The sequence below is a fragment of the Actinomyces sp. ph3 genome, assembly GCF_000308055.1.
Lineage (GTDB): Bacteria > Actinomycetota > Actinomycetes > Actinomycetales > Actinomycetaceae > Pauljensenia.
The window spans coordinates 38322-64255 of record NZ_CAGY01000007.1; the positions used below are offsets into that span (position 1 = coordinate 38322).

A 25934-nucleotide genomic window follows, 5' to 3' on the forward strand; every position below is an offset into this window, starting at 1 on the left:
ACACGGTTTTTTCGTTTCAATCATTGAGGCGTTGAGAAACTACACGCGTCACGCCATCTCTCATCGTCACGCCATAGAGTGCATCCGCAATCTCCATCGTGCGTTTTTGGTGAGTGATGACAATCAGCTGCGAAGTCGCGCGAAGTTCTTTAAATATTTCCAGCAGACGCGACAAATTGATGTCATCCAAAGCAGCTTCGACCTCATCCATCACGTAGAAGGGAGAAGGACGAGCTTTAAAGATTGCAACCAAGAATGCCAAAGCCGCCAAGGATCGCTCTCCGCCCGAAAGCAAAGAAAGTCGCTTGACTTTCTTCCCAGCAGGTCGAGCCTCAATCTCGATCCCTGTATCAAGCATGGAATCAGGATCGGTCAAAACCAGACGCCCCTCTCCCCCGGGGAAAAGAACGCCAAAAACATGTTCAAAGTGGCGCGCGGTATCCGCCCATGCCTCTTCAAATGCCTCCTGGACCAAGCGATCGACGTCTTCGATGATCGTCAGCAGATCTGACTTGGATTTCTTCAGGTCCTGTACCTGGGCAACCAAGAACTCATGGCGTTTGGCAAGCGCTGCATGTTCTTCCAAGGCCAGCGGGTTCACACGTCCAAGTTTTTCAAGCTCTTTCAGTGCTTGATCAAGGGTGCGAACTTGCTCTTCACGAACATAAGGACGAGCAGGGATTTCAGCATCGTCTTCCGCCTCGACATCTGATTCTGCGGATTCTTCGCTCAAAACAGGAACAAGATTGTGCGGACCGTAGTGCTCAATCAGTTCATCGCCTTCTAAAGAGAGCTCCTCCATGGCACGTGTCTCGAGTTGTTCCACCCGCATGCGCAATTCGGCACGCAAAATCTCAGCCTGCTGCGAGGCTAAAGTAAGCTGCGAAATTTGCGAACGCACGTCATCAAGTTCCCGGCGTACGGCAGTAAGTTTCTCTGAATCGGCCTTTCGCGATTCTTCAATCGCATCACGGCGAGCCTTTGCGGAGGCAACCGCACTCTGAGCGCGAGCATAACCCTTCTGCGCTTCCTCCAAGACTCTTTGAGCTCGCGAGAGTTCACGCCGACGGCGTTCTTCCCTCCGCTGATAAGCAATGCGTTCTTCACGACTTCGCGCGGCGGCTTGGCGAAGATTTCGCGCTCTGGACGCGGCGCCTCGGGACTCTTCTTCTGCAGCCCGTAAAGCCAACCGGGCCTGGGTTTCTTCGTCACGGGCTGCACGTGCGGCTGCCGCACACTCTTCTGCGTGACGGCTGGCGGCCTCGAGATCAACATCGGGCGCCTCGAGGGCTGCATTTTTCAGGCGCTGCTGAGCATTTTCATGAGATTCGCGTGCCTGTTCCAGCTGTTCTTGCGCACGCTTGAGGGTTTCCTCGGCGCGAGTCGTCTCAGCACGGGCAGCTCGAAGAGCACTGTGAACGCGCGCGGCTTCCTGGGCAATCTTTGCTTGACGCGCGTCCTCTTCACGAAGGGTCTTCAGGGCTTGATTCGCGCCGCGAACTGCTAGGTCAAGTGCAGCGTTGGCACGTGTTAATTCTTCTTGTACTCGGCGCTCTTCCTCCATAGCTGCGCTTGCGGCTGCCGCTGCTTCCTCATATTGCGCGCGAAGGGCAAGTGGTGAGGCGCTTTCGTCGCCCGCAACCAACATCGAGGTACGCGAGAGAACATCTCCCTGAGTCGTTGCAACGCGTTCGATTTCTGGGTGCGTCAAAGCTTGACGAGCTTCCTCCAGAGTCTCACACACCCATGAACCCGCGAGAAGAGCATCGACAAGCCCATCGAATGCTGTCGAAGTGACGAGATCCTTTGCCCATGCACCTGCAAGGCCATCAAGTTTCGGCGTTTTTTGAGAATTCGATGCGTCGTCGACAAGAAGACGCACGCGGCCCTGAGCTTTTTGACGTGCATCGGCAGCGGTCTGCCAGGCATGTTCTGGGGTATCGATGACCAGGGCATCGGCAAAAGGAGAAAGCAATTGCGCAATTGCGTTTTCATAACCCGCACGGATGTGGAGTGCGCTGGGTAGATCACCCTTTGCACCGGGAGCATTCAGATACGAGGCGGTGCCGTCACTGGGAGTAAGCGTTTGGGCGAGCGCGTCGCGGCGTGCCTCCCAGCGAGCTCGTTCTGCCCGAGCATCGCGCTCTCGCGCCAGAAGTTCATCGACCTTTTCGCGTGCTTCCTCTCGCTTTGCTTGCGCGATATTCAGGGCTTTCGAGGCAGTTGAATCGTTTTGGGGATCGTTTTCCGAATAGGCTTCGGCCTCGCGCGCAGCTTGAGCTTGGCGCTCTCGCGCCGCATCCAGTTGATGCGCCGCACGTTGTGCTTCCGATTGCGCGGCATCAAGACGTGATGCAGCCGAGGCCACCCCAGCACTCAGTCGCGCGCTTGCCTCGCGATAATCGGCAAGCAGACGATTTGCCTGCGCAAGGGCACGCTGGGCCTCGTCATCACGTTTTTCAGCCTCACCACGTTGCCTTAGTGCCTGATCGACGCGTTCTGAAGCGCTTTGCACGCGTTGAAGGATCTGCGCATCCTCGTGGCTTGCTGCCTGCGCACGCTCATCCAAAGAAGCTGGGTCTTCGCTTTGCGGTGCCAACTCTGGCTGAGAATGCGTCAATACTCGTTCGCGAGCAATCGTCATTGTTGCGTTGAGGCGTTCAGCGATTGCGGTGAGAGCTTGCCATTCTTCCATCGCCTGCGCGGCATGCGGATGACGCTCGGCTTCCTCTGCTTCCAATTCACGGATACGCGCTTGTGCACGTGCCTCTTCTTCTTGAAGGGAGGTCAAGCGTTCATGCTGTGTGCCCGCGTCCTCGGAACCTCGACGAAGCTTGTCGCGAGCAATAACCAAATCATCAGCAAGCAATCGTGCCTTCGCATCACGTACCCGCGCTTGAATGATCGACGCACGCCGAGCAATCTTTGCCTGACGGGCAAGCGGACGTAATTGACGTTCAATTTCGCTGGTTAGATCAAGAACACGAACCAGGTTCTGATCCATATCTGAGAGCTTTCGAAGCGCGCGCTCTTTCCGCCTGCGGTGCTTGAGCACGCCTGCTGCTTCTTCAATAAAGCCGCGCCGTTCCTCAGGAGTCGAGGACAAAATTGTATCCAGTTGGCCTTGGCCGACAATGACGTGCATCTGCCGACCCATGCCGGTATCCGACAGGAGCTCTTGAATATCTAAGAGCCTAGCGGAAGTTCCATTAATGGCGTATTCGCTTCCACCTCCGCGAAAAAGCGTGCGCGAAATAGTGACTTCGGAATAGTCAATGGGGAGAAGGCCATCTGAATTGTCAATGGTGAGGTCAACTTGAGCGCGTCCTAATGCGGCCCGGCCAGATGTGCCGGCGAAGATCACGTCCGCCATATTGGCACCGCGAAGAGTTTTTGCTCCCTGCTCCCCCATCACCCAGGCAAGAGCGTCAACGACATTAGATTTGCCGGAACCATTCGGACCGACGACACAGGTAATCCCCGGTTCAAGGCGAAGAGTCGTTGCGCTGGCGAAGGATTTGAATCCTCTCAGGGACAGGGTTTTCAGGTGCACGAGACCCAGCCTAAAGCTTCCTGAAGATTTTCAGCGGATTATTGCTCAATGCGTGCCGCCCTCGAGCATATCGCGGGCGAGTTCCAACGCTTTGTCGCAATCAGGTCCCTGAGCGCGAACGTGGACGTGCTCACCATGGCGCACTCCCAGGGACATAATTTCGAGGACCGACGAGGCATCGACATCGTTGATCCACACCTGGACGTCCAAGGATGCGAGTGCACGGACAAGAAGAGCGGCCGGACGTGCATGTAAGCCTGCAGGATCAGTGACAACCATATCGGCTTCGCGAAACTTCTTCGATGCATCAAGGGATGAAAGAACATTCGAATTCGCGTCAAGGCTCACGCTAGTAATCTGCTCAAGTTCACTGCGCGCTCTACCCGCCATATCGATGACGCTCTGATAGGCAGCTGCAGCAACTTGGCGAAGACCCAATCCTCCCCGTGCAGCGACAGCTGCAGCAATTGTGCCCTCGACAAGAGGCGCATTGATGCACATGCAGTCTTTTGGATTGCCCCGGAGTTCAAGAACTGTCTGGGCCACCATGGTTGCCGAGCCAAGGTCACACATCAAAAGAACGCCCCTGCAGCATTCTTCATCACCTGGTTTGTGAACCTGCGCCAAAGCGCGGTCGAGCGCGTTTTCTACTTTGTGCATGGATGTACCCAAAGCACCTGTGTCATCTCCAGCTGCGATCTCAAAGTGGACATCGGGGGCCATCTGCGTCGCGAGGTCAACGACTCCCTTTGCCAGTTCATGGCTGTGAGAAATGATCACAAAAGAAACACGCGCCATTGGGGTGTCCTATTCTTCAGCGGCAGCGCGCGCTGCCTGCATGATGATGATTGCGGATGAAACGGCACCCGGGTCTAGATGCCCAACGGAACGTTCACCCAGGTAGGATGCGCGCCCCTTCAGAGCCTTCATTCCTTCGGTGAGGGTAGCGCCGCGCTGCGCAGCTTGGGCAGCGCTTGAGAGAACCTCATCAACAGAGGCGCCTTTCTCACACGCATCGCGAGCGGCATGAGCGGCGGGAAGCCACGCGTCGAGCATGGTCTTATCCCCGGCCTCGGCATTCCCTCGGTGGGCAATACCTTCCGCGATGGCCTCGTACAGGAGCGCGATTGTTTCGCTAGCGCCAAGATCGGGGTGCTCTGCAATGGCGCGGCCTCCGCGAAGGAAGCCGGTTCCATACAGGGGACCCGAGGCCCCGCCAACGTGAACAAGCAAGGTCTTTGCGACCAGGGTGAGCCCTTCGCAGAGGGAGGCAGGAGTTTGTTCTTCGATGAGGCGGCGAACCTCAGAGAAGCCACGCGTGATATTGATGCCGTGGTCACCGTCACCGATCTGTCGGTCAAGTTCGGTCAGTCGTTCTTCATCTCGAAGCAAAGCGGTGGCACAAAGGTCCATCCATTGCTCGAGCCATTGTGTGTTGATGGTGGTCATTATTCACTCCATGAGGGGGCAAGTGTCGGAGCATCGTAAAGGCTAAGGATAGCGGGATTTGCGCGCATAAGTGTGATTGACAGCCCGTCCATGTCCGCACTGGTGACGAATCGTCCAACTTTGGTACGCGCAATACTCATGCTTAAGTTTTCTGCGCGTTCATTGACGCTCAGAAGCGCGCTTTCAGTGTCATTGGGGTCTGCCTGTCCAAGATCGTTGACCAGAACGATCAAAGGATCATCTCCAGGGGCGAGTTGGGAAAAAACTTCATCGACGCAGTGCTCAATCACTTCGCGGCGCTGTGAGAAGGTACGACGATCTACTCCCCTCTCGCCGTGGATCCCCACTCCCAGCTCGGCCTGTCCCGCGGGGATATCGTAAACGGGAATTCCTTGCTCATCTGAGGGAGCACGGAAGGCGACGCCGTAGCTGACAATGGATTCGCCGATTTGATTGGCATAAGAGACGAGTTCTTCACTGGCTTGTCCCAGCCAGGCTGCAGCGCCCAGAATTTTCTCGTAGAGCACGGTCCCCGCAATTCCGCGAGCGCCTTGAGACACCTCTCGAGTCGCACAATCGTCGCAGACGCGAATCATTATGCATTCAAGCCCGGAAGCTGCCGCTAGCTCCGCGGCCAACTCAAAATTCAATACATCGCCGGTATAGTTCTTCACCAATGCGACAATCGTGTTCACGCGCAGTTCGGCGGTAACTTCTTCCATCAACTGGGCAATGTCAGGTGCTGAGGGTGATGTAAAACGAGGCCCCGTCACGCAGGCGTGAAGCATTCCAGGAGCAACAAACCCGGAGTCAAGAGGCTCGTGTCCGCCACCGCCACCGGAAATGAACGCGAGGGCAGGGCGCGAATCTGAGCGGACGGTGATCACAACTTGCGATTCAGTCAACCGTATCCACCCCTTTGATCAGGTCCTTCGCTTCATAATACCCGCGTACATCCTGAAAATACTAGGGTACCCAAGTAGGCAACTCAGGTATTCAGGGGCGAATATCCATTAAGCGCAAAACCTCACCGGCCAACAAAACCGAGCCAAAGACGACAACACCCGTCGCAGGTGCACTTTCATCTCCAGATTCACCAAGGTTCACTGCGGTCGCAATTGCTTCGAGGATGTCTTCTTGAACATCCACGCGGTCGGAGCCAAAAACTTCGCGTGCGATCTGTGCAATTTCTTCTGCAGGCTTGGCGCGAGTCCCCGGCATCTGCGTGATAACGATGGAATCCAGATAGGGTTCGACCTCACCGAGAACTCCCTCGATATCCTTATCCCCCATTGCCGAGTACACGCCAACGACTCGCTCGAAGTCAAAGGCCTCGGAAATGGATTCACCCAGAGTGTGCGCGCCCGCGGGGTTGTGCGCAGCATCGACGATAATCGTCGGCGAGTGGCGCACGACCTGAAGGCGCCCCGGCGATGTAGCGCTTAGCATTCCAGCCTCGACCACCTTCGCGTCCAGCGCACGACCTCCCATAAAGGCTTCAACTGCTGCGATGGCAGCTGCCGCATTGCTTGCCTGGTAATCACCAAAGAGAGGGACAAATACATCCTCGTAGAGCGCGGCGGGTGTGCGTACGGTAATCATCTGCCCACCGACTCCCAGCTGACGATCCAGGACTTCATAGTCCCTACCTTCAAGGCGAACAATCGCATCGACCTGGGCGGCGCGCTCTTCAATGACTCGAAGTGCTTCTTCTTGTTGCTTAGCAACAATCACGATCTGTCCAGGCTTGATAATCCCTGCTTTTTCTTCCGCAATTTCACGAATTGTCGAACCCAACCACTTTTCGTGATCGATGGCGATGGGCATGATGACACCAACACCGGCATCGATCACATTCGTTGCATCCCAGCGGCCACCCATACCGACTTCGACGACGGCAGCATCGACGGGGTGATCAGCGAATGCCGCGAAGGCCATGACGGTAAAGACCTCGAAGAAAGACAGTTTCGTCCCATCAGTTTCGGCGTGGGCACGGTCGACCATCTCGATGTAGGGTGCAATATCCTCCCACGTACGAACGAATTCATCGGGAGAAATTGAGTCACCTTCGATTGTGATGCGCTCACGAACATCAACCAGATGCGGCGAAGTAAAACGACCAGTACGCACACCAAAAGCACCCAGGAGCGCATCGATCATGCGAGTCGTAGAGGTCTTCCCATTCGTTCCGGTGATGTGAACGCTGGGGTAGCTATTTTGAGGATCACCCAAGATGTCCAGGGTTTCGGTCACGCGGTCAAGGGTCGGCTGAACCTGGTGCTCAGGAACACGAGCGATGATCTGTTGGTAGATTTCTTCAACTCGCTCGAGGACTGCTGCTGTGTGCGCGGCATCGTCAAGGGCCTCGCGGTGCGCATCTTCTGCACGGCGTTCAGCCAGCTCTTCCTCCCAGTCTTCACCCCACTGCGAGTAGTCGCCTTCGAGCTCAGCAACAATGGAGGGATCTGGCCCCAAAAGCATGGAGTTCAGAGCCAAGGCCTCCAGAGCAAGATCACGTTCGCTCACTTCTTCTTGCTGATCGTCACCGACTAAGTCTTCGTCATCAACGCGATCGGCTTCTTCAAGGTAGGGAATGAGATCTGCGGGAATCGTGCCGTGAAGCTGGGTATCGTCTTCCGCACGCGCTGCGCGTGTTTCCTCGTTTGGATCGTGCGTGAAGAATGATTCGCCCGCCATGAGTCCTCCTTGGTTAGCCCTTTCGCGTGGTCGGTGAGTGGTCGCGTTGGGCTTCGTTTGAAGCTGAGTAAGCTGCGCCTATTCTATCGACGAGGCCGCACAGGCGCTGCGCGCTCAGACCGCGGTTCGCTACTGGCGTTCACATTTCATTCGTCCCTCCCACACGCAAGAATTCGCCGCGCTAACTAAGGCGCTTCCGGACACATTCGAAAGAGGAACTTTTTACAGACGATGATTTAAAACATAAACTTCGACAAGGTTGGCAATTAACAGAGCAGATCGATAAGGACACCATGTCTCAATTCACTCCAAACTCCGCTTCTCCCGCTCCTCAAGGCTTTCCTGTCCCCGCAGGACAGTACCAAGCACCCCAGGCTCCACAGACGCCTAAGAAAAGAGGCAGTGCTGGAGTATGGATTGCTGTTGCTATCGTCTTAGCCATCATCTGCGGTTTCTTCTTGATGCGAGCGCTTGCCGGCAGTGGTTCATCGAGCACCACGTCTGATCCATCGTCATCCGCATCAAGTTCACCGACTGCTACTTCGTCTTACCTCGACGAGGGGATCACTATTGAGATCACTACGGAAAACCGAAAGGCTTGTTATAAAGCGGTAGACGAGTCCGGAAAGATGGATGCTATCAGCATCATCAAGACGCGCTCCGTGAGGAACCAGGGCAAAACCGAGAGTGGAGACTTGAAATATACGTATACTGCTTCCCTCACGGGTACCGCTAAGGGAGCAACCTCTGAGAGCACCTATGAGGTCACCTGTAACGTTGTTAATCCCCACGACACCTACAAATACTTTGTCGACGGAGATCCAAGCATCACTCCCGACCCGGCTTCATCCCACTGACCCTTCACGAGAAGGTTCATGATCGAGACGAACCTTGCTCCAGACCTAACGTGCTTCTTCGCGAAGCGGATAGGAATGCGTCAGGACCTTCACGGATTCGCGTCCGGGAACTAAGCGCCCGTCAGCCACATATCCTTCTTCGCGTCCCTCAAGCTCTGCGATCAGGTAGTTTCTCCCACGAAGAAGCGCATCGCTGACTTCGCTGCTTCGCGCATCAGCGGAAAGTTTGCACAGGTCAACCAATTCTTCGGGGTCTTCATCGAGGTTGAAGAGCTGTTCGATTCCCCAAGTAGAGAACCACACATACTTGTAAGAATCGAAACGAATCCACTGTATCGATTGCTCAAACAAGTAATGCTCGCCGTGAAGGTACTCTCTCCACGGAACTTCATCGTCGGCCTCGGCAATCAAGGGAAGGACAGAGCGCCCCTCAACTTCCTCGGGGATCTCAACTCCCGCAACGTCCAGCAGGGTTGGCATTACGTCGCGGATCTCAACCACGCTATCCACGCGCGTACCGGGAGCGATCCCAGCACCATACAAGATGAAGGGAACGTGTGAGGAAGCCTCGTAAGGGTAACCTTTTCGCCACAGTCCGTGATCGCCCATCATATCCCCGTGGTCGGAGACAAAAGCAACCACCGTATTTTCAGCCAGTCCGAACTCCCCTAGCGTCTGGATAAACCTGGAAATCTGGGAATCAATGTGCGTCATGTGCCCGTAGTAGCCGGCGCGCGCGAGCCGCACGTCCCTCTCACGATAGTGGGCAGCGAGTGCGGTCGGGTCCCAATCCCGTCTCTCTTCACTCATCAATTCATCCGACCAATTGTCCTCGCCCGGAAGAGTGAGCTCTTCCTGGTCATAACTGTCGAAAGCCCACTGCGGCGGGTCAAGCGGGGCATGAGGACGATGGAAGGACAGGTAAAGGAAGAATGGGCAGGTGGGGTCACGCCGATACAGCCACTGCGTTGCCTCGGTGACAACCCAGTTCGTGGGGTGCAGTTTTTCCGCCTTATCCCAAGGACGCGCAACCATCGAATTACATTCGAGGCCATTATCGATGTAGTCCTCCGCGGCACCCGCGCCCTCTTGTTCACGCAACCACGTCAGGTAGTCGTCGTACATCCGCGAATCGCGCTCGCGGTGACGCGAGTAGTGAAGATAGCCATCGTGCAAAATGACATCATCAAAACCAATACGACCGCGCTCTGGCCAGTAGTGCATTTTGCCGATTGCTTGGGTTTGGTACCCGGCATCGCGAAGTGCTCCGGGGAGCGTAACCGGCATATCGAAGGTAATTCCGTCCTGATAGCCGATTCGACGGTGCGTCGTCGGTGCGGTTCCGGTCATGAGTCCCATCCGAGAAGGAACACAGGTGGGGCAAGCCGCATAGGCCTGCGTCATCTGCGCTCCTCCCCCAGCTAGCTGATCAAGATAGGGGGTGCGCACGTCGGGATGTCCAAGAATCGACAGGCAATCCCCCCTCCATTGATCAACGGCAATGAGGACGATATTCGGATGGTTCTCACTCACGGTAACTCCTACTTGATACCCGTCATCGCGATGCCCTGAACAATGTGCTTCTGCGTGAGGACGAAGAGCAAGCACACGGGGATAAACAGCATGAGAGATCCCATTGCCGTCAGGTTCCAAGCGGTGAAAGATTCACTCTTAAAGATTGATAGTCCAATAGTAATTGTTCGCATCTCCAGCGAGCTGGTCGCAATCAAGGGCCACAGGAATTCATTCATCTGGAAAACGAAGGTGAACAATCCCAGGACCGTCAGTGCGGGTTTGCACTGCGGGAGAACAATCGAACGGTAGATCCTTAGCTCATTGGCCCCGTCCACGCGGGCCGCCTCGATCAAAGAGTCGGGCACGCCCGCAATGAACTGGCGCATGAGGAAGATCGAGAAAGCACTCATAAGGAATGGCATGACCAGACCCTGATAGGTATCAAGCCATCCGATCTGCGAGAACCACACGTAGAGCGGGATCATACGCACGAAGAGCGGGATCATCATGGTCGACAAGATCGCAATGAAGAAGACCTGTTTGCCCGGGAAATCAAACTTCGCAAAAACGTATCCAACCAGCGGAGCGAAAAGGATGTGCGAGCAAGTGATCAACCCGGCGACCAGGATCGAGTTGAAGAGGAAACGGCCAAAGGGTGCCGCCGCAAAGAGCCTCCCAATGTTCTCCCACTGCCATTTCGCAGGGATGAGGACCGCAGATCCACCGGAAACTTCAGCGTCGGATTGGAAAGCCAAAGAGATCATGTACAGCAGCGGGGCAACAGCGATAGCAGCAGCAATCCAGATGAAGATCAGCGAAACCAGGCGCGCACCCGGGAAGAGCTCTTCGTCAGCGATGCTCTTCTTCTTTTTGATGACTGCCGAGGCCGGGGGCGGGGTAGGTACGCACATCATAGTGCCTCTTTCCTTCGTCCCGTCCGAATCTGGATCAGGGACAAAACCATAATGACTGCCAAGAAGGCGAAGCTCATGGCAGACGCATAGCCCAAGTTTCCACTCTGGAAGGTCTCACGGTAGACCTGGTAGACGTACAAGCTCGTGGCGTTTCCGGGCCCACCATTGGTCACCAAGTACGGTAGGCCAAATTGCTGGAGGGTTGAAATCATTCCGACCAGACCGACAAAGAGTGTCGTCGGGGCAAGGAGTGGAAGGGTCAAGGACCAGAAACGCTTCCAAGGGGATGCACCATCGAGGCGCGCGGCCTCGTAAATCTGAGGATCGATGCCCTGCAAGCCAGCCAGGAAAAGAAGCATGAAGTAGCCGGCTTCTTGCCACACGGTAATCCCAACGAGTGTTGCCAGCGGCGCGGTGGTGAGCCACTGCTGGGTGGGAAGGTGCAGGCTTGAGAGCACCGAGTTCAAGATACCCGTCGTCGGGTCCAAGATATTGCGCCACATCAAGCCAACGATGGCCACCGAGGTCATATATGGGGTCAGGATCATCGTGCGCGCAAGAGTGCGCCCACGGAATTTCTGGTTGAGGATGAGAGCAAGGAGCAAGCCCACGCACGCGCCCAAAATCAGTGCCGAGGCCGCGTAGATCAGGGTGATTCCGAAGGCGTGTTGGACTTCGGGGTCACGAATGATCGAGGAATAGTTCTTCCATCCCACGGGGCGCAGCGTTGTAAAGCCGCGCGTAAAGGATAGCTGAAATTCCTGGATCAGCGGCCAGAACATGAAGAGAACGAAGTAGATGACCGCGGGGGTCAGGAAGAGATACGCGGTACGCGCTTGGCGTGCGCGCATCCCTCCCCGACGCCCCCGGCTCCGAGACGAGACGGACATGAGTTACTGCTTCAGGAGTCCCGCAACTGTGGTCTCGTAGGTCTGGACCTGAGCAGCCGGGTCCTTTCCATTGAGGATGATCTCTTCGTACATCACCTTGCGGGCGTCCGAGATCTTCGCGGCGTTTTCGTTACCCCAGAATGCCTTGTCGGGGGTCGCGGCAAATTCACGCGACTTAGCGACGACCGAGAGAATCGGATCGTTCTTGACAACGTCAGAGTTCGCCCAGGACTTACGCGACATTGCCATTCCGGTCTCAGCGGTGACGGCTTCTTGGACCTTGAGGCTGGTCATGTCCTTGATGAGCTGCCATGCGAGCTCTGCGTTCTGTGACTTCGAGGGGATCATCATGCCCGAGCCAGCCAGGTAGGTCTTCTGGACATCGCCCTTGAGGGGTTCACCAACGGTCAGCGGGAAGTTCGGGTCTTCCTTGCGCACTGCTGAGATATCCCAGGGGCCGGTGAGAATGAAGCCTGCTCGCTTGGAGGTGAAGACCTTACGCGGTGCAGCGTAGTCATTCGAGGCGACAGGAACCGGGGCCAGCTTGTCCTTGTAGATCAGGTCGTGCTGGAACTGCATGGCTTCGGTTGCCTTGGCTGCGGGAGTCATGGGCTCGTTACCGTCCTTGGTGAAGGTGACTCCAGCCTGCATGAGGAAGGGGACGGTGTAGGAGGCGTCGTTGTTGAGTGCCAGACCATACTCAACGCCGGATTCCTGGATCTTCTTGGAGGCTTCACGCAGTTCAGCCCAAGTCTTAGGCATGGTCACGCCTGCCTTGTCCATCATTTCCTTGTTACCGAAGACGAGGCCGCCCATGGTCACGTGGAGAGGAATGCCGTAGGTCTTGCCGTCGGCTTGACGGTTTGCAAGGCCAGATTCGACGAAGTCATCGAGGAATCCGGATTCCTTCTGGAGGAAGGGATCGAGGGACATGATATTGCCGTCTGCGCCCCAGCGAGTGGACCACCAGCCGCCGTTTTCTTCGACGAGGTCAGGGGTCTGGCCGGATAGGAAGTCAGCGGTGAGCTTTTGCTGCAGGTCGCCCCACTGGTAGTACTGGACGTTGATCTTGACGTTGTGCTCCTTCTCGAAAGCCGCGAAGGTGTCGGTGTAGGCCTTGTAATCGCGGCCAGCCGACATGTAGATCAGGATTTCCTTACCAGTGCGATCGCCCTGGATTCCCAGCGACTGCGAGGATTCGCTCGAGGAACCAGAGGACTGTTGTCCAACTCCACCGGGAGTTGAGCACGCGGCAAGAGAAGCGGCCATGGCAAAAGCCGCGCATACCGACAGAGTGCGGCTGAGCCGCTTAGAAGAGCTGTGTCGCATCGTTGCGCTCCTTATGTTCTTTCTCGTTTAGTGCGTTGTCCCTCGGGGCATGTAGTGCCACCGAAGGGTCAGCGTTGTCGACTCCGGTTCTTCACCGCTGAGTGTGGACAGTAAGGTCACCGCACTATCCAGGTCTTGGTTGTCGAGGCCGATTGTGGACAGCGCGGGGTGAAGGTCGCCGCCATCGACGGAGGCGCCTGTGCCGATGATTTGGAGGTCATCGGGGATCGCGATTCCGCATTGAGTTGCTGCAAGGACTGCGCCAATGGCAACTCGATCAGAATCGCAATACACCGCATCGGGAAGGGGATCTCGACCGGTGAAAATCGTGGTGGCGCACTGGAAAGCGGAGGGGATGCTCCCCTCTGTGTACGCCAAAATTTCAGGGGTGCCCAGGTGTGAATCGCTGAGGAATTTGGTGTATGCGTGCCAGCGCGGTTCGTTTTCAAGTTCGTCGGCGCTACGGCGCTGGGTGAGGTAGGCGATCTTCTTCGCTCCTCCCTCGACGAGGCCACTGAGAGCCTGCGTAATCCCCGAGGTTTCGTCAATGGTCACCCCGATGTAGGAGGGGTTTGGCGCGAGGGTACCAAAGATCATGGTGGGGATTGGCGGGGTTGGGAGGAGATCCATGAGGACTTTGGCGCTGGCGGGATTGCAGGCGAGGCAGGCAGTGTCGTAGAGACCGCACGACAGGGCGTTGACGATCTGTTGTTCTTCGCCGATGCGAACTGGGATCGACACTAGGTGGAGGTTTTCTTCTTCGAGGCGCGCACTCGCATGTAGTTGGAATCGCTCGACGAAGCGGTCCATGGGAGGGGTGTAGAAGAAGCAAATCGTGCGCGTGGCACCGGATTTCAGGGAGGAGCCAAGGATTGAACGAGTGTAGCCAAGGCTTCGAGCGGCCTCGTGAACCTTCTTCTGGGTTGCGGAAGTGAACGCGTCTGCGCGACTACCGCTGAGGATGAGTGAAGCGGTAGTCGGTGAAACTCCAGCGTTTCGTGCAACGTCGACAAGTCGGACCCGTGAGGCCATGTCGATACTGTAGCGTGCGACACAAGGGGAGTTAAAACGTTTTCATAAAACGTTATAAATCTGTTACTTGGCACACAGTGAGGCCTTTTCTGCATGGATACAGATTGATAGAATTCCTCATATCTCAAAGGCAAAGCCCAAAGGAGGGCACTCATGGGTATATGGATTGGGGATGCACGCAAGTTCGAAGAGCTGCGCGAAGAAAATGAGCGCTTGAAGGAGCGAGTCGCACATCTCGAACGACTCTTAAAAGCCTCCGGAGAAGCCATCGATCTAGCACTGAGTCCATCCGAACGCGCACTGGTGCTAGATGGACGCAAGCTCGAGGCCGTCAAGGCCTACAGAGATCGCACCGGCGTTGGCCTAAAGACCGCAAAAGAAGCTGTCGACGCGGTTCAATAACGCACCTGTAATGAGGCGCACTATCGATTGGCGCTGAGCACCACTCACGATCACAGTACAAAGGGGTTGGCCACACATCTGTGTGGCCCACCCCGCTGCTTTATAGCACTCAGACTCAGTGCTTGGAGACGCTCACAGCCAGCTTGTCGCCGGCCTCAACCGACACGGACAATGCCAGAGTCTCGGAGGCAATCATGTCCTTCCAAGTCTCGACATCACTCACGTGATCAGCGGGAACCGTCAGCGTCAGGTCGATGCGGTCTGCAATGTGCAGGCCGGCGTTCTTACGCTCATCCTGAACCGCGCGCACGACGTCGCGGGCATAGCCCTCGGCCTCGAGCTCAGGGGTCAGCTCCGTATCGAGAACCACGAAGGTACCCGACGGCAGCACGTCCGCGACCTGGCCCTCGGCCGCGTCCACGGAGGTAGACACGGAGAACATGTCGCCCGTGAGCACCAGCGGCTTCCCATCCAGCTCAACAGAAGCGAAACGGCACTCACCGTCCACAACCTCCCACTCACCGGACTTCTGAGCCTTGAACAGCTGGCTGGTGAGCTTACGGAAAGCCGGATCGAAGGCACGCGGGTTGAGCGAAAGCTCGGTGCGAACGCTCAGGCCCGATGTCTCCGGAGAAGCGAACACCACAGACTTGACGTTGACCTCGGAAGCGATGAGATCCGCGAAGGGCTCCAGCTCCTTGTGGTGCTCAGAGACAACCTGCAAGGAAGCCAAAGGCTGACGCACGCGCAGCTGGCGGGTCTTACGCAGGGCGTGAGCAGCGGAGACTACGGAACGAACCTCGTCCATGGCCTCGACAAGCGCAGAGTCAGCCACGGCCTCGGAAATCACGGGGAAGTCCACCAAGTGCACGGATTCCCCACCCGTCAGGCCGCGCCAGATCTCCTCTGAAAGCAGCGGCAGCAAGGGGGCTGCCAGCTCCATGAGGGTCACCAAAGCGGTGTAGAGGGCATCGAATGCAGCACCGTCTTCGTCCCAGAAACGCTGGCGCTGAGTACGCACGTACCAGTTCGTCAGCACATCCAGGTAGTCACGGATCGCGTCACAGGCACCGGCAACGTCATAGGCGTCCAATGCGCCTCGAACGTCCTCAGCCAAGGAGCGCGTGTGAGCGAGCAGGTAGCGATCCATCTGAGGCAGAGCATCGACAACTGCCTGATCCGATAGGTCAAGGCGCTTGGCCTCGTAGCCCGCTCCCCCGTTGCACGCACCGGCGTACAGGGTAAAGAAGTAGTAGGTGTTCCAAATGGGCAGGAGCACCTGGCGAACCGTATCGCGGATCGACTCTTCCTTAACCATGAGGTTTCCGCCACGCACGACCGGGCTGGACATGAGGAACCAACGCATGGCATCGGAACCATACTTGTTGAAGACCTCGGCCACGTCCGGGTAGTTACGCAAGGACTTACTCATCTTCAGACCGTCGTCGCCCAGAACAATACCGTGGGAGACACAGGAGCGGAACGCCGGGCGATCAAAGAGTGCGGTCGCAAGGACGTGCAGCGTGTAGAACCAGCCACGCGTCTGACCGATGTACTCGACGATGAAGTCGCCCGGGTAGTGGTTTTCGAACCACTCCTGGTTCTCGAAGGGGTAGTGAACCTGCGCGAAGGGCATCGAGCCGGACTCAAACCAGCAGTCGAAGACGTCGGAAATACGGCGCATCGTCGACTTACCTGTCGGGTCGTCCGGGTTCGGGCGGGTGAGCTGATCAATGAAGGGACGGTGGAAGTCCGTGACCTTCACGCCGAAATCAGCTTCCAGCTCTGCAACCGAGCCGTAAACATCGGTACGCGGGTATTGCGGATCGTCCGATACCCACACGGGGATCGGCGCACCCCAGAAGCGGTTACGCGAAATCGACCAGTCGCGAGCTCCCTCCAGCCACTTGCCGAAGATGCCATCCTTGATGTGCGCGGGAGTCCAGGTGATCTCTTGGTTGAGTTCAACCATACGGTCACGGATCTCGGTCACGCGCACGAACCACGAGGAGACGGCCTTGTACATGAGGGGCTTGCGGCAGCGCCAGCAGTGCGGGTAAGAGTGCACGTAGGACTTTTCGCGAACCAACACGGCGCGAATTTCGGGCGCGCGACGCGCGATCGGTCCGCCCTGCTCGCGCAGGTCGGCAACCACATAGCGGTTTGCATCGAAGATCTGCAAGCCCTTGTAGTCAGGGACCTCAGAAGTCAAAACGCCGCCTTCATCGACAGGCAAGACCACACCGATTCCGTATTCCATGCAGGTCCACATATCGTCTTCACCGAATGCGGGAGCCTGGTGAACGAGGCCGGTACCATCCGTCGTCGTCACGTAGTCGGCAGCGATGATCGACCAACCGTTGGGGCCGGGCGCTGCGCCTTCTGCACGGTTTTCCGGAGTATCAAAGAAATCGTAGATCGGGTGGTAGTGAAGCCCCACCAGCTCCGAACCCTTGTACGAGGCCACAACCTGCGGGTCCTCGCCCAGTTCCTTGGCGTAAGCGGAAACCAGGTCTGCTGCAATCAGCACTCGCTCCCCTGCCAAGTTGCCCGCATGATCAGCAGCAACCTGAACCAGGACGTAGTCGATCTGCGGGCCAACAGCGATCGCCTCGTTCGAGGGAAGGGTCCACGGCGTAGTCGTCCAGATCAACGCCAGTTCGGGACGCTCAGAGTCTTCGCGCAGTTTCTTTTCCAGGCGCAGGCCGACGGTGACAGTGTTATCAGTACGATCCTGATACACATCGTCGTCCATCTTGAGCTCGTGGTTGCTCAAAGGAGTGCGATCGTGCCAGCAGTAGGGCAGAACGCGGTAGCCCTGATAGGCAAGGCCCTTGTCGTAGAGCTGCTTGAATGCCCACAAGACCGATTCCGTGTAGGACATATCCAAGGTCTTGTAGTCGTTATCGAAATCGACCCAACGGGCCTGACGAGTAACGTACTCTTCCCATTCCTTTGTGTAGCGAAGCACGGAGGAGCGGCAGGCCGCGTTGAAGGCCTCGATACCGATTCCACCGGGACGCGTAATCTCGGTGACGTCTTCGATTCCCAGCTGACGCTGTGCTTCAAGCTCTGCGGGCAGACCGTGGGTATCCCAACCGAAACGGCGCTCAACGTGGTGTCCGAGCATGGTCTGGTAACGACCGACAACGTCCTTGATGTAGCCGGTCAGCAGGTGACCGTAGTGCGGGAGGCCGTTTGCAAAAGGCGGGCCGTCGTAGAACACGAATTCGTTCTGACCGCCCTTACCGGCGGGACGGCGAGTAATGGATTTACGGAAGGTGTCATCAGCGGCCCAGAAAGCCAGGGTCTGTCCTTCCATCTGAGGGAAGGACGGGCTTGGATCCACTTGCTCATCGCGATGGCGCGGGTAGAAGCCGTGCTTCGTCATGTTTCGTCCTTGTGTCGCAGGTCCACAGGGACGAGGATCAGCGTTGCCGATTCCCGCGGTACCACCCCGCTTGCTACGCGCTGCGTAGCCGCTCATTAACAGCTGTTACGGGCTTACCCGTTCGGTTCTACTAAGGCTTTCGCCCGTTCTTCCGAATGCTCCCCGGTGATTCCTACTGATGTAGCCGGATCAACGCCTGTCCTAGTTTACGCAAAGCACGCTCCCAAGGCACTTCTATCTCGCCTCAAGCACAAAAATGAGATCAGCATCGCGATAGAGTTAAGGGTGCATGCCCTACCACGCAACAAGGAAGAAGGCACATGGACATTTCCCGTCCCTCGACGGCTGTCACAGCACTCGTATGCCTTGCTTTGGTGTGCGCCTACCGCTTCCAAGAGGCATTGACTGCTGCAGGTATTCCCATTTCCCGCATGATTGCAATCTTTTCGGGGATTACTCTTCAGTCCTTACCTTTCTTGGCGATCAGCTCCCTCATTGCCGCTGCGATCGAGGTTTTTCTTTCTCCTCGCCAACTTGCACGCCTCTTCCCACGAGGCCGCGTTGCGGGTTGTGTCGTTGCTTTCTTCTATTCCGCGCTTCTTCCCGTCTGCGATTGTTCAACCGTTCCTCTTGTACGCACCCTGCTGCGCAGAGGCGTTCCTCCGCGCACTGTTTTCATCATTCTTTTTGCGGCGCCATCCATCAACCCGCTTGTCTTGTTTTCAACGTGGTACGCCTTTGGCCCGTCACTGAAAGCGGTATCGCTCCGCGTGGCGGCAGCCGTCATCTGCACCACGTTAATTGCTACTTTGCTCAGCATCCGTATGCCATCCCTAAAAACCGTTTTGCGCCAGAGCGAGTCGGATGACTCCTGTGATTGTTCGGATGGATGCGGCGTTCACGCAGCACAGACTACGCGAGGACGCTTTTCTTCATTTTCTTCCGCGTCGGCCTCGGCCTTCCTACGCGTCGTGCCCTATATGCTCATTGGTGCCGCGCTTTCCAGCTTCATCCAGGGGCTTCTCCCTGCTGGGTTTATGACGGGACATACTTCCTCATATGTCTCCATTGCCGTAGCGATGCTGATGGCTTTCATTCTTTCTCAGTGTTCATCATCAGATGCGATCGTCGCGCGGAGCATGACAAGTCTGCTTCCCCCAGGAGCGCTCATGACCTTCATGCTCATGGGCCCCATGCTTGATGTGAAGAACGTCTTCATGTTGTCAGCGGTTTTCTCGACGCGATTTACTCTTCGCATCTGCGCAACCATCACCGCTGTTGTTGCACTGGCAGGTTTTGTCTTGACCTGGTGGGGTTTGGGAGGTGCATTGTGAGGACACGCGCTTTGATCTTTGTGCTCGCTGCGGCAAGCTTAGGCTTCCTCTTCTTTTCGAGGCGATGGGTCTATTTCTTCCCGCCTCGTTTCCTTCCGCTCATCATTTTCTTGTGTGTTGTCTTCATTGTGTGGGCCATCGTCGATCTTCTTGCACGCAGGCAGGAAAAACATACTCACCGCACACGCACGAATGCGGCATATCTTCTTATTCCAGTCGTTGCGTGGTCCTTGCCTTTTTCTCTGGCCCCCTCGAGTTTCCTTGGGTCAACGAGCTCCGCGAGTGCTATTTCACCAACGCCCATGCCTTCATCTTCAGATGTTTCTTCCGCAGCACAGTTCCACGCCGACCGTGTGATCGACACGAACAATTACTACGACAGCGTCATCGATATGGTGACTCACCCCGATCAGTGGGATGGCAAAACAATCGAGGTATCTGGCTTCGTTTTACCCAAAGACAAAGCCTCCTCGGAGGCAGGGATGCCGCCATTCGGTCCAGATGACAGCTTCGGTTTATCCCGGATGACCATGTGGTGCTGCGCAGCCGATGCTTACGCCTTGGGTTTTGCCGTGAATAACACAACCTCATTCGCGCCGCAGGCTGATCAATGGGTTCGCATCCAAGGAACCTTGGAAGTTCGCAATTCAAAAGCTCTCTATCTGAAAGCGACGAGCATTACTCCAATTAATCCGCCCGATACCCCCTTCGTCTACGAAAAGAAGTAGGGGTGCCCAGACGCCATGGCGGCTACGAGCACCCCTACCCGGAGTTCCTCATTACTTAGACGAGGAACCAGAATTCTGGGAGTCAGAGTTTTGAGAGGAATTCTCTGCTGCCTTCTTCTTTGCAGTTGAGTCCTCAGACCCCTTCTTCGAGGAGCCATTCTGAGCTCCCGGGCCGCCCTGGCCTTGCTGACCGCCGGGACCACCCTGACCACCGGGCATACCCTGCTGACCATTCTGACCGCCAGGCATACCTTGTCCACCGGGGCCGCCCTGGCCTTGCTGACCGCCGGGACCACCCTGACCGCCAGGCATACCTTGTCCGCCCGGGCCACCCTGGCCTTGCTGACCCCCAGGACCGCCCTGACCGCCAGGCATACCTTGTCCGCCCGGGCCACCCTGGCCCGGCTGTCCGGGCACCGCCTGCGATTGCTGCGTCGGAGCGGGAGAGGCCACCGAACTTGTTGCCCAACCTGCGCCAAAACCTGCAACCAAGAAAGCCGCTGCGGCGCCGGCGGCTACTGCCTTCTTCTTCCACGAGGGCTTTGCTGAGGCCTCGCGAGAGACAACCTCATCAGCGGGAAGCCAAGCACCTTCATAGGTTCCATCTTCCTTCTGATAGGCCACGTTCACATAGGTCGTCTTGTCGGCATGAGCATCAGGTGCCTGTGCATCCTGGGCCTGAGTCTCGATGACTCGAGTCTCGTCCAGGTGGTCCTTGTTCATATCTTCTGCACTCATGTGCGTTCCTTTCCTCTGGGGCATCCGCCCTGTTGTCTTGGTCTTCAAGGTATGGACCACCTCTATGTCTGTTTTATGTTGCACCTGAGGTTTTCCTGTGAGGAGGGAGAGATTTTTTATGACACAGCTCACAGAAATTAATTTTGTCCACGCCACCGCCCAAAATTCACTCGGCGATAGCGTGTAAGTGCCTCAAAGATGAGGCATCACGGATCAATCCGATGAGTTCATTCCTCTCCCCTATTAGGACGGACCTCATGTCTGACACATACGAACGCTCCAGCGACATCCCGGATAATGTCCGCAATGTCCTAGTCATTATGACGGACCAGCATCGCACGGATACGATCGGCTGCCTAGGCAACCCTCACGCTCAAACCCCCGTCATTGACGAGATGGGACGCAACGGTTTCGCCTTCACCAACTGCTTTACTCCCACTGCGATCTGCACACCCGCACGCGCCTCACTGCTGACGGGAAAGCGCCCCGGAAAGCACCTGGTGCTGGCCAACCCCGAATGGAACATCGCCTACCAGACGATGATTCCCCTTGGGACTTGGACCTACACTCAGGCACTTCGCGATGCGGGCTACAACGTCGGCATCGTCGGAAAGTACCATTGCGGGGCAAACCTGCCCGACAAGTTCGGTGCAGATGACGACACCTACTGGGGCGCTGAAAACCCTGTTGCCAACGAGAAGTACGTCGCATGGCTCAACGAACACGGGCTTCCGCCAGTTCGCGCACATGACTTCTGGCGAGGAAAGCTCCCCGGTGGCCGCGATGGACACATCATTGCAGCACGCCTCGAGCAACCAGAAGAAGCAACATTCGAGCGTTTCTTGGCTGATCGCGCCATTGAGAAGCTTCGCGAATATGCAGCCGATTGGAAGGAAAACGGACAGCCTTTCAGCTTGGACGTCCACTTCTTTGGCCCGCATCTTCCCTACTTCCTCCCAGATGAGTGGTTCGATTTGATCGATCCGAACGATGTCACCTTGCCGGAAAACTTCGGTGACTCGCTCATCGGTAAGCCGCAGATCCAGCAGAACTACGCGACCTACTGGTCAACATCGTCCTTCGATAACGATCAGTGGAAGAAGCTCATTGCTGTCTACTGGGGATACGTCGCCATGATCGACTTCGAAATCGGCCGAATCATGGACGTGGCACGCGAGCTGGGCATCCTGGATGACACCGCAGTCTTCTTCTGCGCAGACCACGGAGAATTCACCGGCTCCCACCGCCTCAACGACAAGGGACCGATGATGTACGACGATATTTACAACGTCCCATTCATCGCGCACATCCCCGGTGTTTCTGCGGTCGGCCAATCCGATGCCTTCGTATCTTTGATCGATCTTCCTGCAACTGTCCTCGATATCGCTGGACTTGACCCAGCATTGGTTGAAGACGGACGCTCGATCGTCGACCTGACGCGAGGTGAGGACGTACCCGGTTGGCGTGAAGACATCGTCTGCGAATTCCACGGACACCACTTCCCGCTGCAACAGCGAATGCTGCGCACCAAGGAATTCAAGCTCGTCATTTCGCCGGAGTCGATCAATGAGCTCTACGATTTGAGAGTTGATCCCGCAGAGATGAACAATGTATACACGGTGCCCGTCTACGACGACATTCGCCGTGAACTCGCAACGAACCTATACCTCCAACTCCGCGAGCGCGGAGACCACTCCTTCGCAAAGTGGATGGCGGCCATGACGGATTTTGATATTCCGCTGGTCAACACCGCTCGAAGTGATCTCGACGAGGTCATGGGTAAGTAACACACCATCGGTGTGGGCCTTCCGGGGCGTGCGGGAGGCCCACACTACACAACATCGAAGGAGAGGACATGGACTACGATCTACACGCCGCCGTGCCCTCTTTGGAAGACCAAATCACCAGTTATCTTGGTGAAAATCCACCTTCCTCGCGCTCACAGCTGTGCGAAGCTCTCGAGGTTTCCAGAACAACGCTCGGGCGCGCAATCAAAAAACTCATCGATGCTCACGCCGTCATCTCTCTCAAGGGGGATGAACGAACGGGGGCGGGCCGTCCATCGACTCTGTTCACATCGGCGCGCTTGTGCGCATACTCGGTCGGCATTGTGATTAGCCGAGCCTCTTTCGCTGGGGTTTTACTCAGTCGAGGCGGCAATGTCCTCATTGCACAATCAGTCCCCGCCTCACGTCCCATCAACTATCTTGAAGCACTTGACGCCATGGGAGCGATGCTCCTCGAGCGCGCACAGACGCGCGGCATCATTACTGACTACGTGAGTACCATCGGGATCGGTCTGCCCGTGCCTATGGGCTCAAATATTTCCCACTCGCCCCATTCCCCCTACCCCAGCCGCGAAAGCGTTATCGAGATCATTTCACGCCGCTGGAACGGGAATATCCTCATTGATACGACTGCCCGCTTATCTGCCCTGAGCGAGGCGCTATGGGGAGCGGGACAGGGGTACCCATCAATCCTCTACGTTCGGCTTTCCAACGGCATCGGCGCCAGCCTGGTGATTTCCTATCGCCTATCGGGCGGAGACTTTGGCTTCACCGGAGAACTGGGGCATATGCGCGTTCCGAACGTGCATACCCCATGTACATGCGGGAAAGATGGCTGTCTAGAAACCCTCGCCTCTATTCCCTCACTCTGCGCTCAGTGCGATGTCTCTTCTTTGAGCGAATTGGCGACCAAAGTTAAAAATCAAGATTCCCGAACACTATCGATCCTTGAGCACGCAATGGGTGCAGTCGGTGCTTGCTGTGCAAATGCCGCTCTTCTCATCAACCCTCGGGCGATCATTGTGGCCGGAGAACTTCCCGAGGCGATCCCCCAGGTCTCCGATATGATTGCCCACGGCCTCGAGAGCGAATTAATTCCCGCAATGAAGTGGCACATCGATGTCGTCCGCGCCGAGCTTGGCCCACTTGCTGCTGCTCAGGCCGCGGCCTACGCATCCCAAACCACGGCCTCGTCAATCAAGAAGGAAAGCGAAGGGACCCGATGACGCATTCCCCAGCCCCCACGCTCCCCTTCTCAGTCGTCGCCAAACCAACGGGCGCCGCCTGCAACCTTGACTGTCAGTACTGCTTCTTTCTTTCGAAGGAACTGCTTTACGATCAAAAACGACAGTCGATGAGCGAAGAAACTCTTGAAACATACGTCAAGAATTTTCTATCAGCCAGCCTCGACGGAGAAGTCACCATGCTCTGGCAGGGAGGCGAGCCGACCTTGCGCGGCCTCCCGTTTTTCGAACGCCTCATTGAGCTGTGTGAAAAGTATCGTCGCCCCACCCAAGAGGTTCGTCATGCCATCCAAACCAATGGCACCTTGATCACCGAGCAGTGGGCGCGTTTCTTCAAAGACAATGACGTGCTAGTCGGCATCTCCATCGATGGCCCGAAAGACCTCCATGACGCCTACCGTCTCAACCGGGGAGGGCACGGAACTCACTCGATGGTGATTCGTGGATGGGAACACCTGCGTAACGCCGATGTTGACACCAATATCTTGTGCACGGTCCACGCTGCTAACGAAGACCACGGCCTTGAGGTCTATCGCTATTTCCGAGATGAACTCGGGGCGCAGTACATGCAATTTATCCCCATTGTCGAACGCGTTCCCCGAGAGCATCTGCGTCAAGCCGAACTCGGGTGGAGAAGTGGAAGCTCGGCACTCCTCTACCGCCAAGATGGAGACTGCGTAACCTCACGGTCCACCTCACCGGAAGGGTACGGAAACTTCCTCTGCTCAATTTTTGATGAGTGGGTCTGCTCTGACGTGGGCTCGGTCTTTGTGCAAGACTTTGATTCTTCCATCTCTGCGCTCTTTGGCTCAGCAAGCGTATGTGTCCATGCGCCATCATGCGGGGCGAATATGGCGATGGAGTTTAACGGAGATGTCTACGCCTGCGATCACTGGGTTGAGCCCGAGTGGCTTGTCGGCAACATTGCGAACAGCGATTTCCCGACCCTTGCGACTTCGGAAAAGATGCGTGCTTTTGATACGAAGAAGCAAGATCTAGATGATGAATGCTGGAGCTGTCCGTTCTTGCGTTTGTGCTGGGGTGGATGCCCAAAGGATCGTTTCATCACGACAGATTCTGGGCCTTCACACAATTACCTCTGCCAGGGATACCGGCGTTTCTATTCTCACGCTCTCCCCTACTTCAAAGCGATGACCTTCCTGATCTCGCGCGGCGCAAGCGCTGATCAAATCATGGATCCAGCCATTGCTCATTCACTAGGACTCACACCCCCGGTCAAGGAGGATCACGGTGCTCATTGAGGCGGCAATCGTCGGCATCGGCATTGGCATTGTTGTTGGAGCGCTGGGAGCCGGTGGCGGAATTCTTTCTGTTCCCGTCTTGGTGTATCTCTTGGGGCAAAATCCGCATCAAGCTGCGACATTGTCGCTCATCATCGTCGGTGCGACCGCATGCGTTTCGTTGGTGACCCGTGCGCCCAGCGGCCACGTTGATTGGAAGCACGGAAGCCTTTTTGCCTTCGCGGGGATTGTTGGCACCTGGGGCGGTTCTGCCCTTAATCCTTTGGTCTCAGCGCGCACGCTCATGCTGGAGTTTTGTATTCTTCTGGCGTTTGTCGCGGTATTCATGGTGCATAGACAGTTGCGTGCATCCGCTGACGCTTCCCCTTCGTCGATTGACGAGGCCGCACTTGAGGATTCCCCACGCTCGCTTGAGTCGACGCTCAAGAAGGCAGCCCTTGTGGTTCTTCTCGCAAGCATCACCGGTTTTCTCACCGGTTTCTTTGGTGTCGGTGGGGGTTTCGCTATCGTTCCTGCGCTTCACCTTGTTCTGCGCTACCCAATGAAAAAAGCATCGGCAACATCCCTGTTGATCATGCTCATTACTGCACTGTTTGGCCTGGCTTCGCGCGCGCTGGGTGGAACCTTGGATATCAGTGCCGAGGCCGGGGTCATGGTTGCGTGCTTTGCTGCGGCCTCGATGTGCGGAGGCGTTGTTGGAGCACGACTTACTCGAAGGGTAAGCTCGACCGCGCTAGCCTGGGCATTCATTGTTCTCTTGATCGCAGTTGCAAGCGTGAGCGCTTATGCCACGCTACGCGCATAACCGAGCA

General features: G+C 56.5%; 20 protein-coding genes. 8 read left to right on the forward strand and 12 right to left on the reverse strand.

The window, feature by feature from the left end; translation table 11 throughout:
• Positions 1-16: 16 nt before the first annotated feature.
• The 5 genes from smc to HGAS_RS06930 form a co-directional block, all read right to left on the reverse strand.
• Positions 17-3553: a chromosome segregation protein SMC gene (gene smc / locus HGAS_RS06910; RefSeq protein ID WP_019127089.1), complete on the reverse strand. Its 3537-nt coding sequence runs from the start codon at positions 3551-3553 to the stop codon at positions 17-19.
• Positions 3554-3598: 45 nt separating this feature from the next.
• Positions 3599-4351 carry a dihydroxyacetone kinase phosphoryl donor subunit DhaM gene (gene dhaM, locus HGAS_RS06915; RefSeq protein WP_019127090.1) on the reverse strand — a complete coding sequence of 251 codons (753 nt, stop codon included), beginning with the start codon at positions 4349-4351 and terminating at the stop codon, positions 3599-3601.
• A gap of 9 nt (positions 4352-4360) precedes the next feature.
• Entirely contained in the window at positions 4361-5002 is a 642-nt protein-coding gene (gene dhaL / locus HGAS_RS06920) for a dihydroxyacetone kinase subunit DhaL (RefSeq protein WP_019127091.1), read from the reverse strand.
• Positions 5002-5907, reverse strand: coding sequence for a dihydroxyacetone kinase subunit DhaK (locus HGAS_RS08550; RefSeq protein WP_081581516.1), 906 nt, complete (start codon positions 5905-5907; stop codon positions 5002-5004). Before HGAS_RS08550 ends, dhaL begins: the two co-directional genes overlap by 1 nt.
• A 91-nt stretch (positions 5908-5998) precedes the next feature.
• Entirely contained in the window at positions 5999-7699 is a 1701-nt protein-coding gene (locus tag HGAS_RS06930) for a bifunctional folylpolyglutamate synthase/dihydrofolate synthase (RefSeq protein ID WP_019127093.1), read from the reverse strand.
• A gap of 293 nt (positions 7700-7992) precedes the next feature.
• Here HGAS_RS06930 and HGAS_RS06935 point away from each other — a divergent pair, with 293 nt between their 5' ends.
• Positions 7993-8556, forward strand: a complete 564-nt coding sequence (locus HGAS_RS06935; RefSeq protein WP_019127094.1) for a hypothetical protein — start codon at positions 7993-7995, stop codon at positions 8554-8556.
• 45 nt (positions 8557-8601) lie between these two features.
• Here HGAS_RS06935 and HGAS_RS06940 read toward each other — a convergent pair whose 3' ends face one another.
• The 5 genes from HGAS_RS06940 to HGAS_RS08555 are packed head-to-tail and all read right to left on the reverse strand — an operon-like array spanning position 8602 to position 14236.
• Positions 8602-10089 carry an arylsulfatase gene (locus tag HGAS_RS06940; protein ID WP_019127095.1) on the reverse strand — a complete coding sequence of 496 codons (1488 nt, stop codon included), beginning with the start codon at positions 10087-10089 and terminating at the stop codon, positions 8602-8604.
• Positions 10090-10097: 8 nt separating this feature from the next.
• The gene (locus HGAS_RS06945; protein WP_019127096.1) at positions 10098-10985 is read right to left on the reverse strand and encodes a carbohydrate ABC transporter permease; all 888 of its coding nucleotides are present in this window, start codon (positions 10983-10985) and stop codon (positions 10098-10100) included.
• A complete protein-coding gene (locus HGAS_RS06950) occupies positions 10982-11875 on the reverse strand; it encodes a carbohydrate ABC transporter permease (RefSeq protein ID WP_233993737.1) in 894 nt (297 codons plus the stop codon). The genes HGAS_RS06945 and HGAS_RS06950 overlap by 4 nt, the downstream gene beginning before the upstream one ends.
• A gap of 3 nt (positions 11876-11878) precedes the next feature.
• Positions 11879-13204, reverse strand: coding sequence for an ABC transporter substrate-binding protein (locus tag HGAS_RS06955; protein WP_019127098.1), 1326 nt, complete (start codon positions 13202-13204; stop codon positions 11879-11881).
• Between the two features lie 27 nt (positions 13205-13231).
• Positions 13232-14236: a LacI family DNA-binding transcriptional regulator gene (locus HGAS_RS08555; RefSeq protein ID WP_019127099.1), complete on the reverse strand. Its 1005-nt coding sequence runs from the start codon at positions 14234-14236 to the stop codon at positions 13232-13234.
• 153 nt (positions 14237-14389) lie between these two features.
• On the opposite strand from HGAS_RS08555, the gene HGAS_RS06965 reads away from it, so the two are divergent.
• Positions 14390-14638 carry a hypothetical protein gene (locus HGAS_RS06965; protein WP_019127100.1) on the forward strand — a complete coding sequence of 83 codons (249 nt, stop codon included), beginning with the start codon at positions 14390-14392 and terminating at the stop codon, positions 14636-14638.
• Between the two features lie 115 nt (positions 14639-14753).
• On the opposite strand, the gene ileS is transcribed toward HGAS_RS06965, so the two are convergent.
• Positions 14754-18029, reverse strand: a complete 3276-nt coding sequence (ileS, locus tag HGAS_RS06970) for an isoleucine--tRNA ligase (protein ID WP_019127101.1) — start codon at positions 18027-18029, stop codon at positions 14754-14756.
• A gap of 320 nt (positions 18030-18349) precedes the next feature.
• Here ileS and HGAS_RS06975 point away from each other — a divergent pair, with 320 nt between their 5' ends.
• The gene (locus HGAS_RS06975; RefSeq protein WP_019127102.1) at positions 18350-19363 is read left to right on the forward strand and encodes a permease; all 1014 of its coding nucleotides are present in this window, start codon (positions 18350-18352) and stop codon (positions 19361-19363) included.
• Positions 19360-20091, forward strand: a complete 732-nt coding sequence (locus HGAS_RS06980) for a TIGR03943 family putative permease subunit (protein ID WP_019127103.1) — start codon at positions 19360-19362, stop codon at positions 20089-20091. Before HGAS_RS06975 ends, HGAS_RS06980 begins: the two co-directional genes overlap by 4 nt.
• A 51-nt stretch (positions 20092-20142) precedes the next feature.
• Here HGAS_RS06980 and HGAS_RS06985 read toward each other — a convergent pair whose 3' ends face one another.
• Positions 20143-20829, reverse strand: coding sequence for a hypothetical protein (locus tag HGAS_RS06985; RefSeq protein WP_019127104.1), 687 nt, complete (start codon positions 20827-20829; stop codon positions 20143-20145).
• A 257-nt stretch (positions 20830-21086) separates the two neighbouring features.
• On the opposite strand from HGAS_RS06985, the gene HGAS_RS06990 reads away from it, so the two are divergent.
• The 4 genes from HGAS_RS06990 to HGAS_RS07005 all read left to right on the forward strand — a co-directional run bounded on the left by HGAS_RS06990 (position 21087) and on the right by HGAS_RS07005 (position 25927).
• Positions 21087-22616, forward strand: coding sequence for a sulfatase-like hydrolase/transferase (locus HGAS_RS06990; protein ID WP_009748030.1), 1530 nt, complete (start codon positions 21087-21089; stop codon positions 22614-22616).
• Positions 22617-22684: 68 nt separating this feature from the next.
• Positions 22685-23842 carry an ROK family transcriptional regulator gene (locus tag HGAS_RS06995; RefSeq protein WP_019127105.1) on the forward strand — a complete coding sequence of 386 codons (1158 nt, stop codon included), beginning with the start codon at positions 22685-22687 and terminating at the stop codon, positions 23840-23842.
• On the forward strand, positions 23839-25122 hold the full coding sequence (locus HGAS_RS07000; protein ID WP_019127106.1) for an anaerobic sulfatase maturase: 1284 nt from the start codon (positions 23839-23841) through the stop codon (positions 25120-25122). Before HGAS_RS06995 ends, HGAS_RS07000 begins: the two co-directional genes overlap by 4 nt.
• On the forward strand, positions 25112-25927 hold the full coding sequence (locus HGAS_RS07005; RefSeq protein ID WP_019127107.1) for a sulfite exporter TauE/SafE family protein: 816 nt from the start codon (positions 25112-25114) through the stop codon (positions 25925-25927). The genes HGAS_RS07000 and HGAS_RS07005 overlap by 11 nt, the downstream gene beginning before the upstream one ends.
• Positions 25928-25934: the final 7 nt, after the last annotated feature.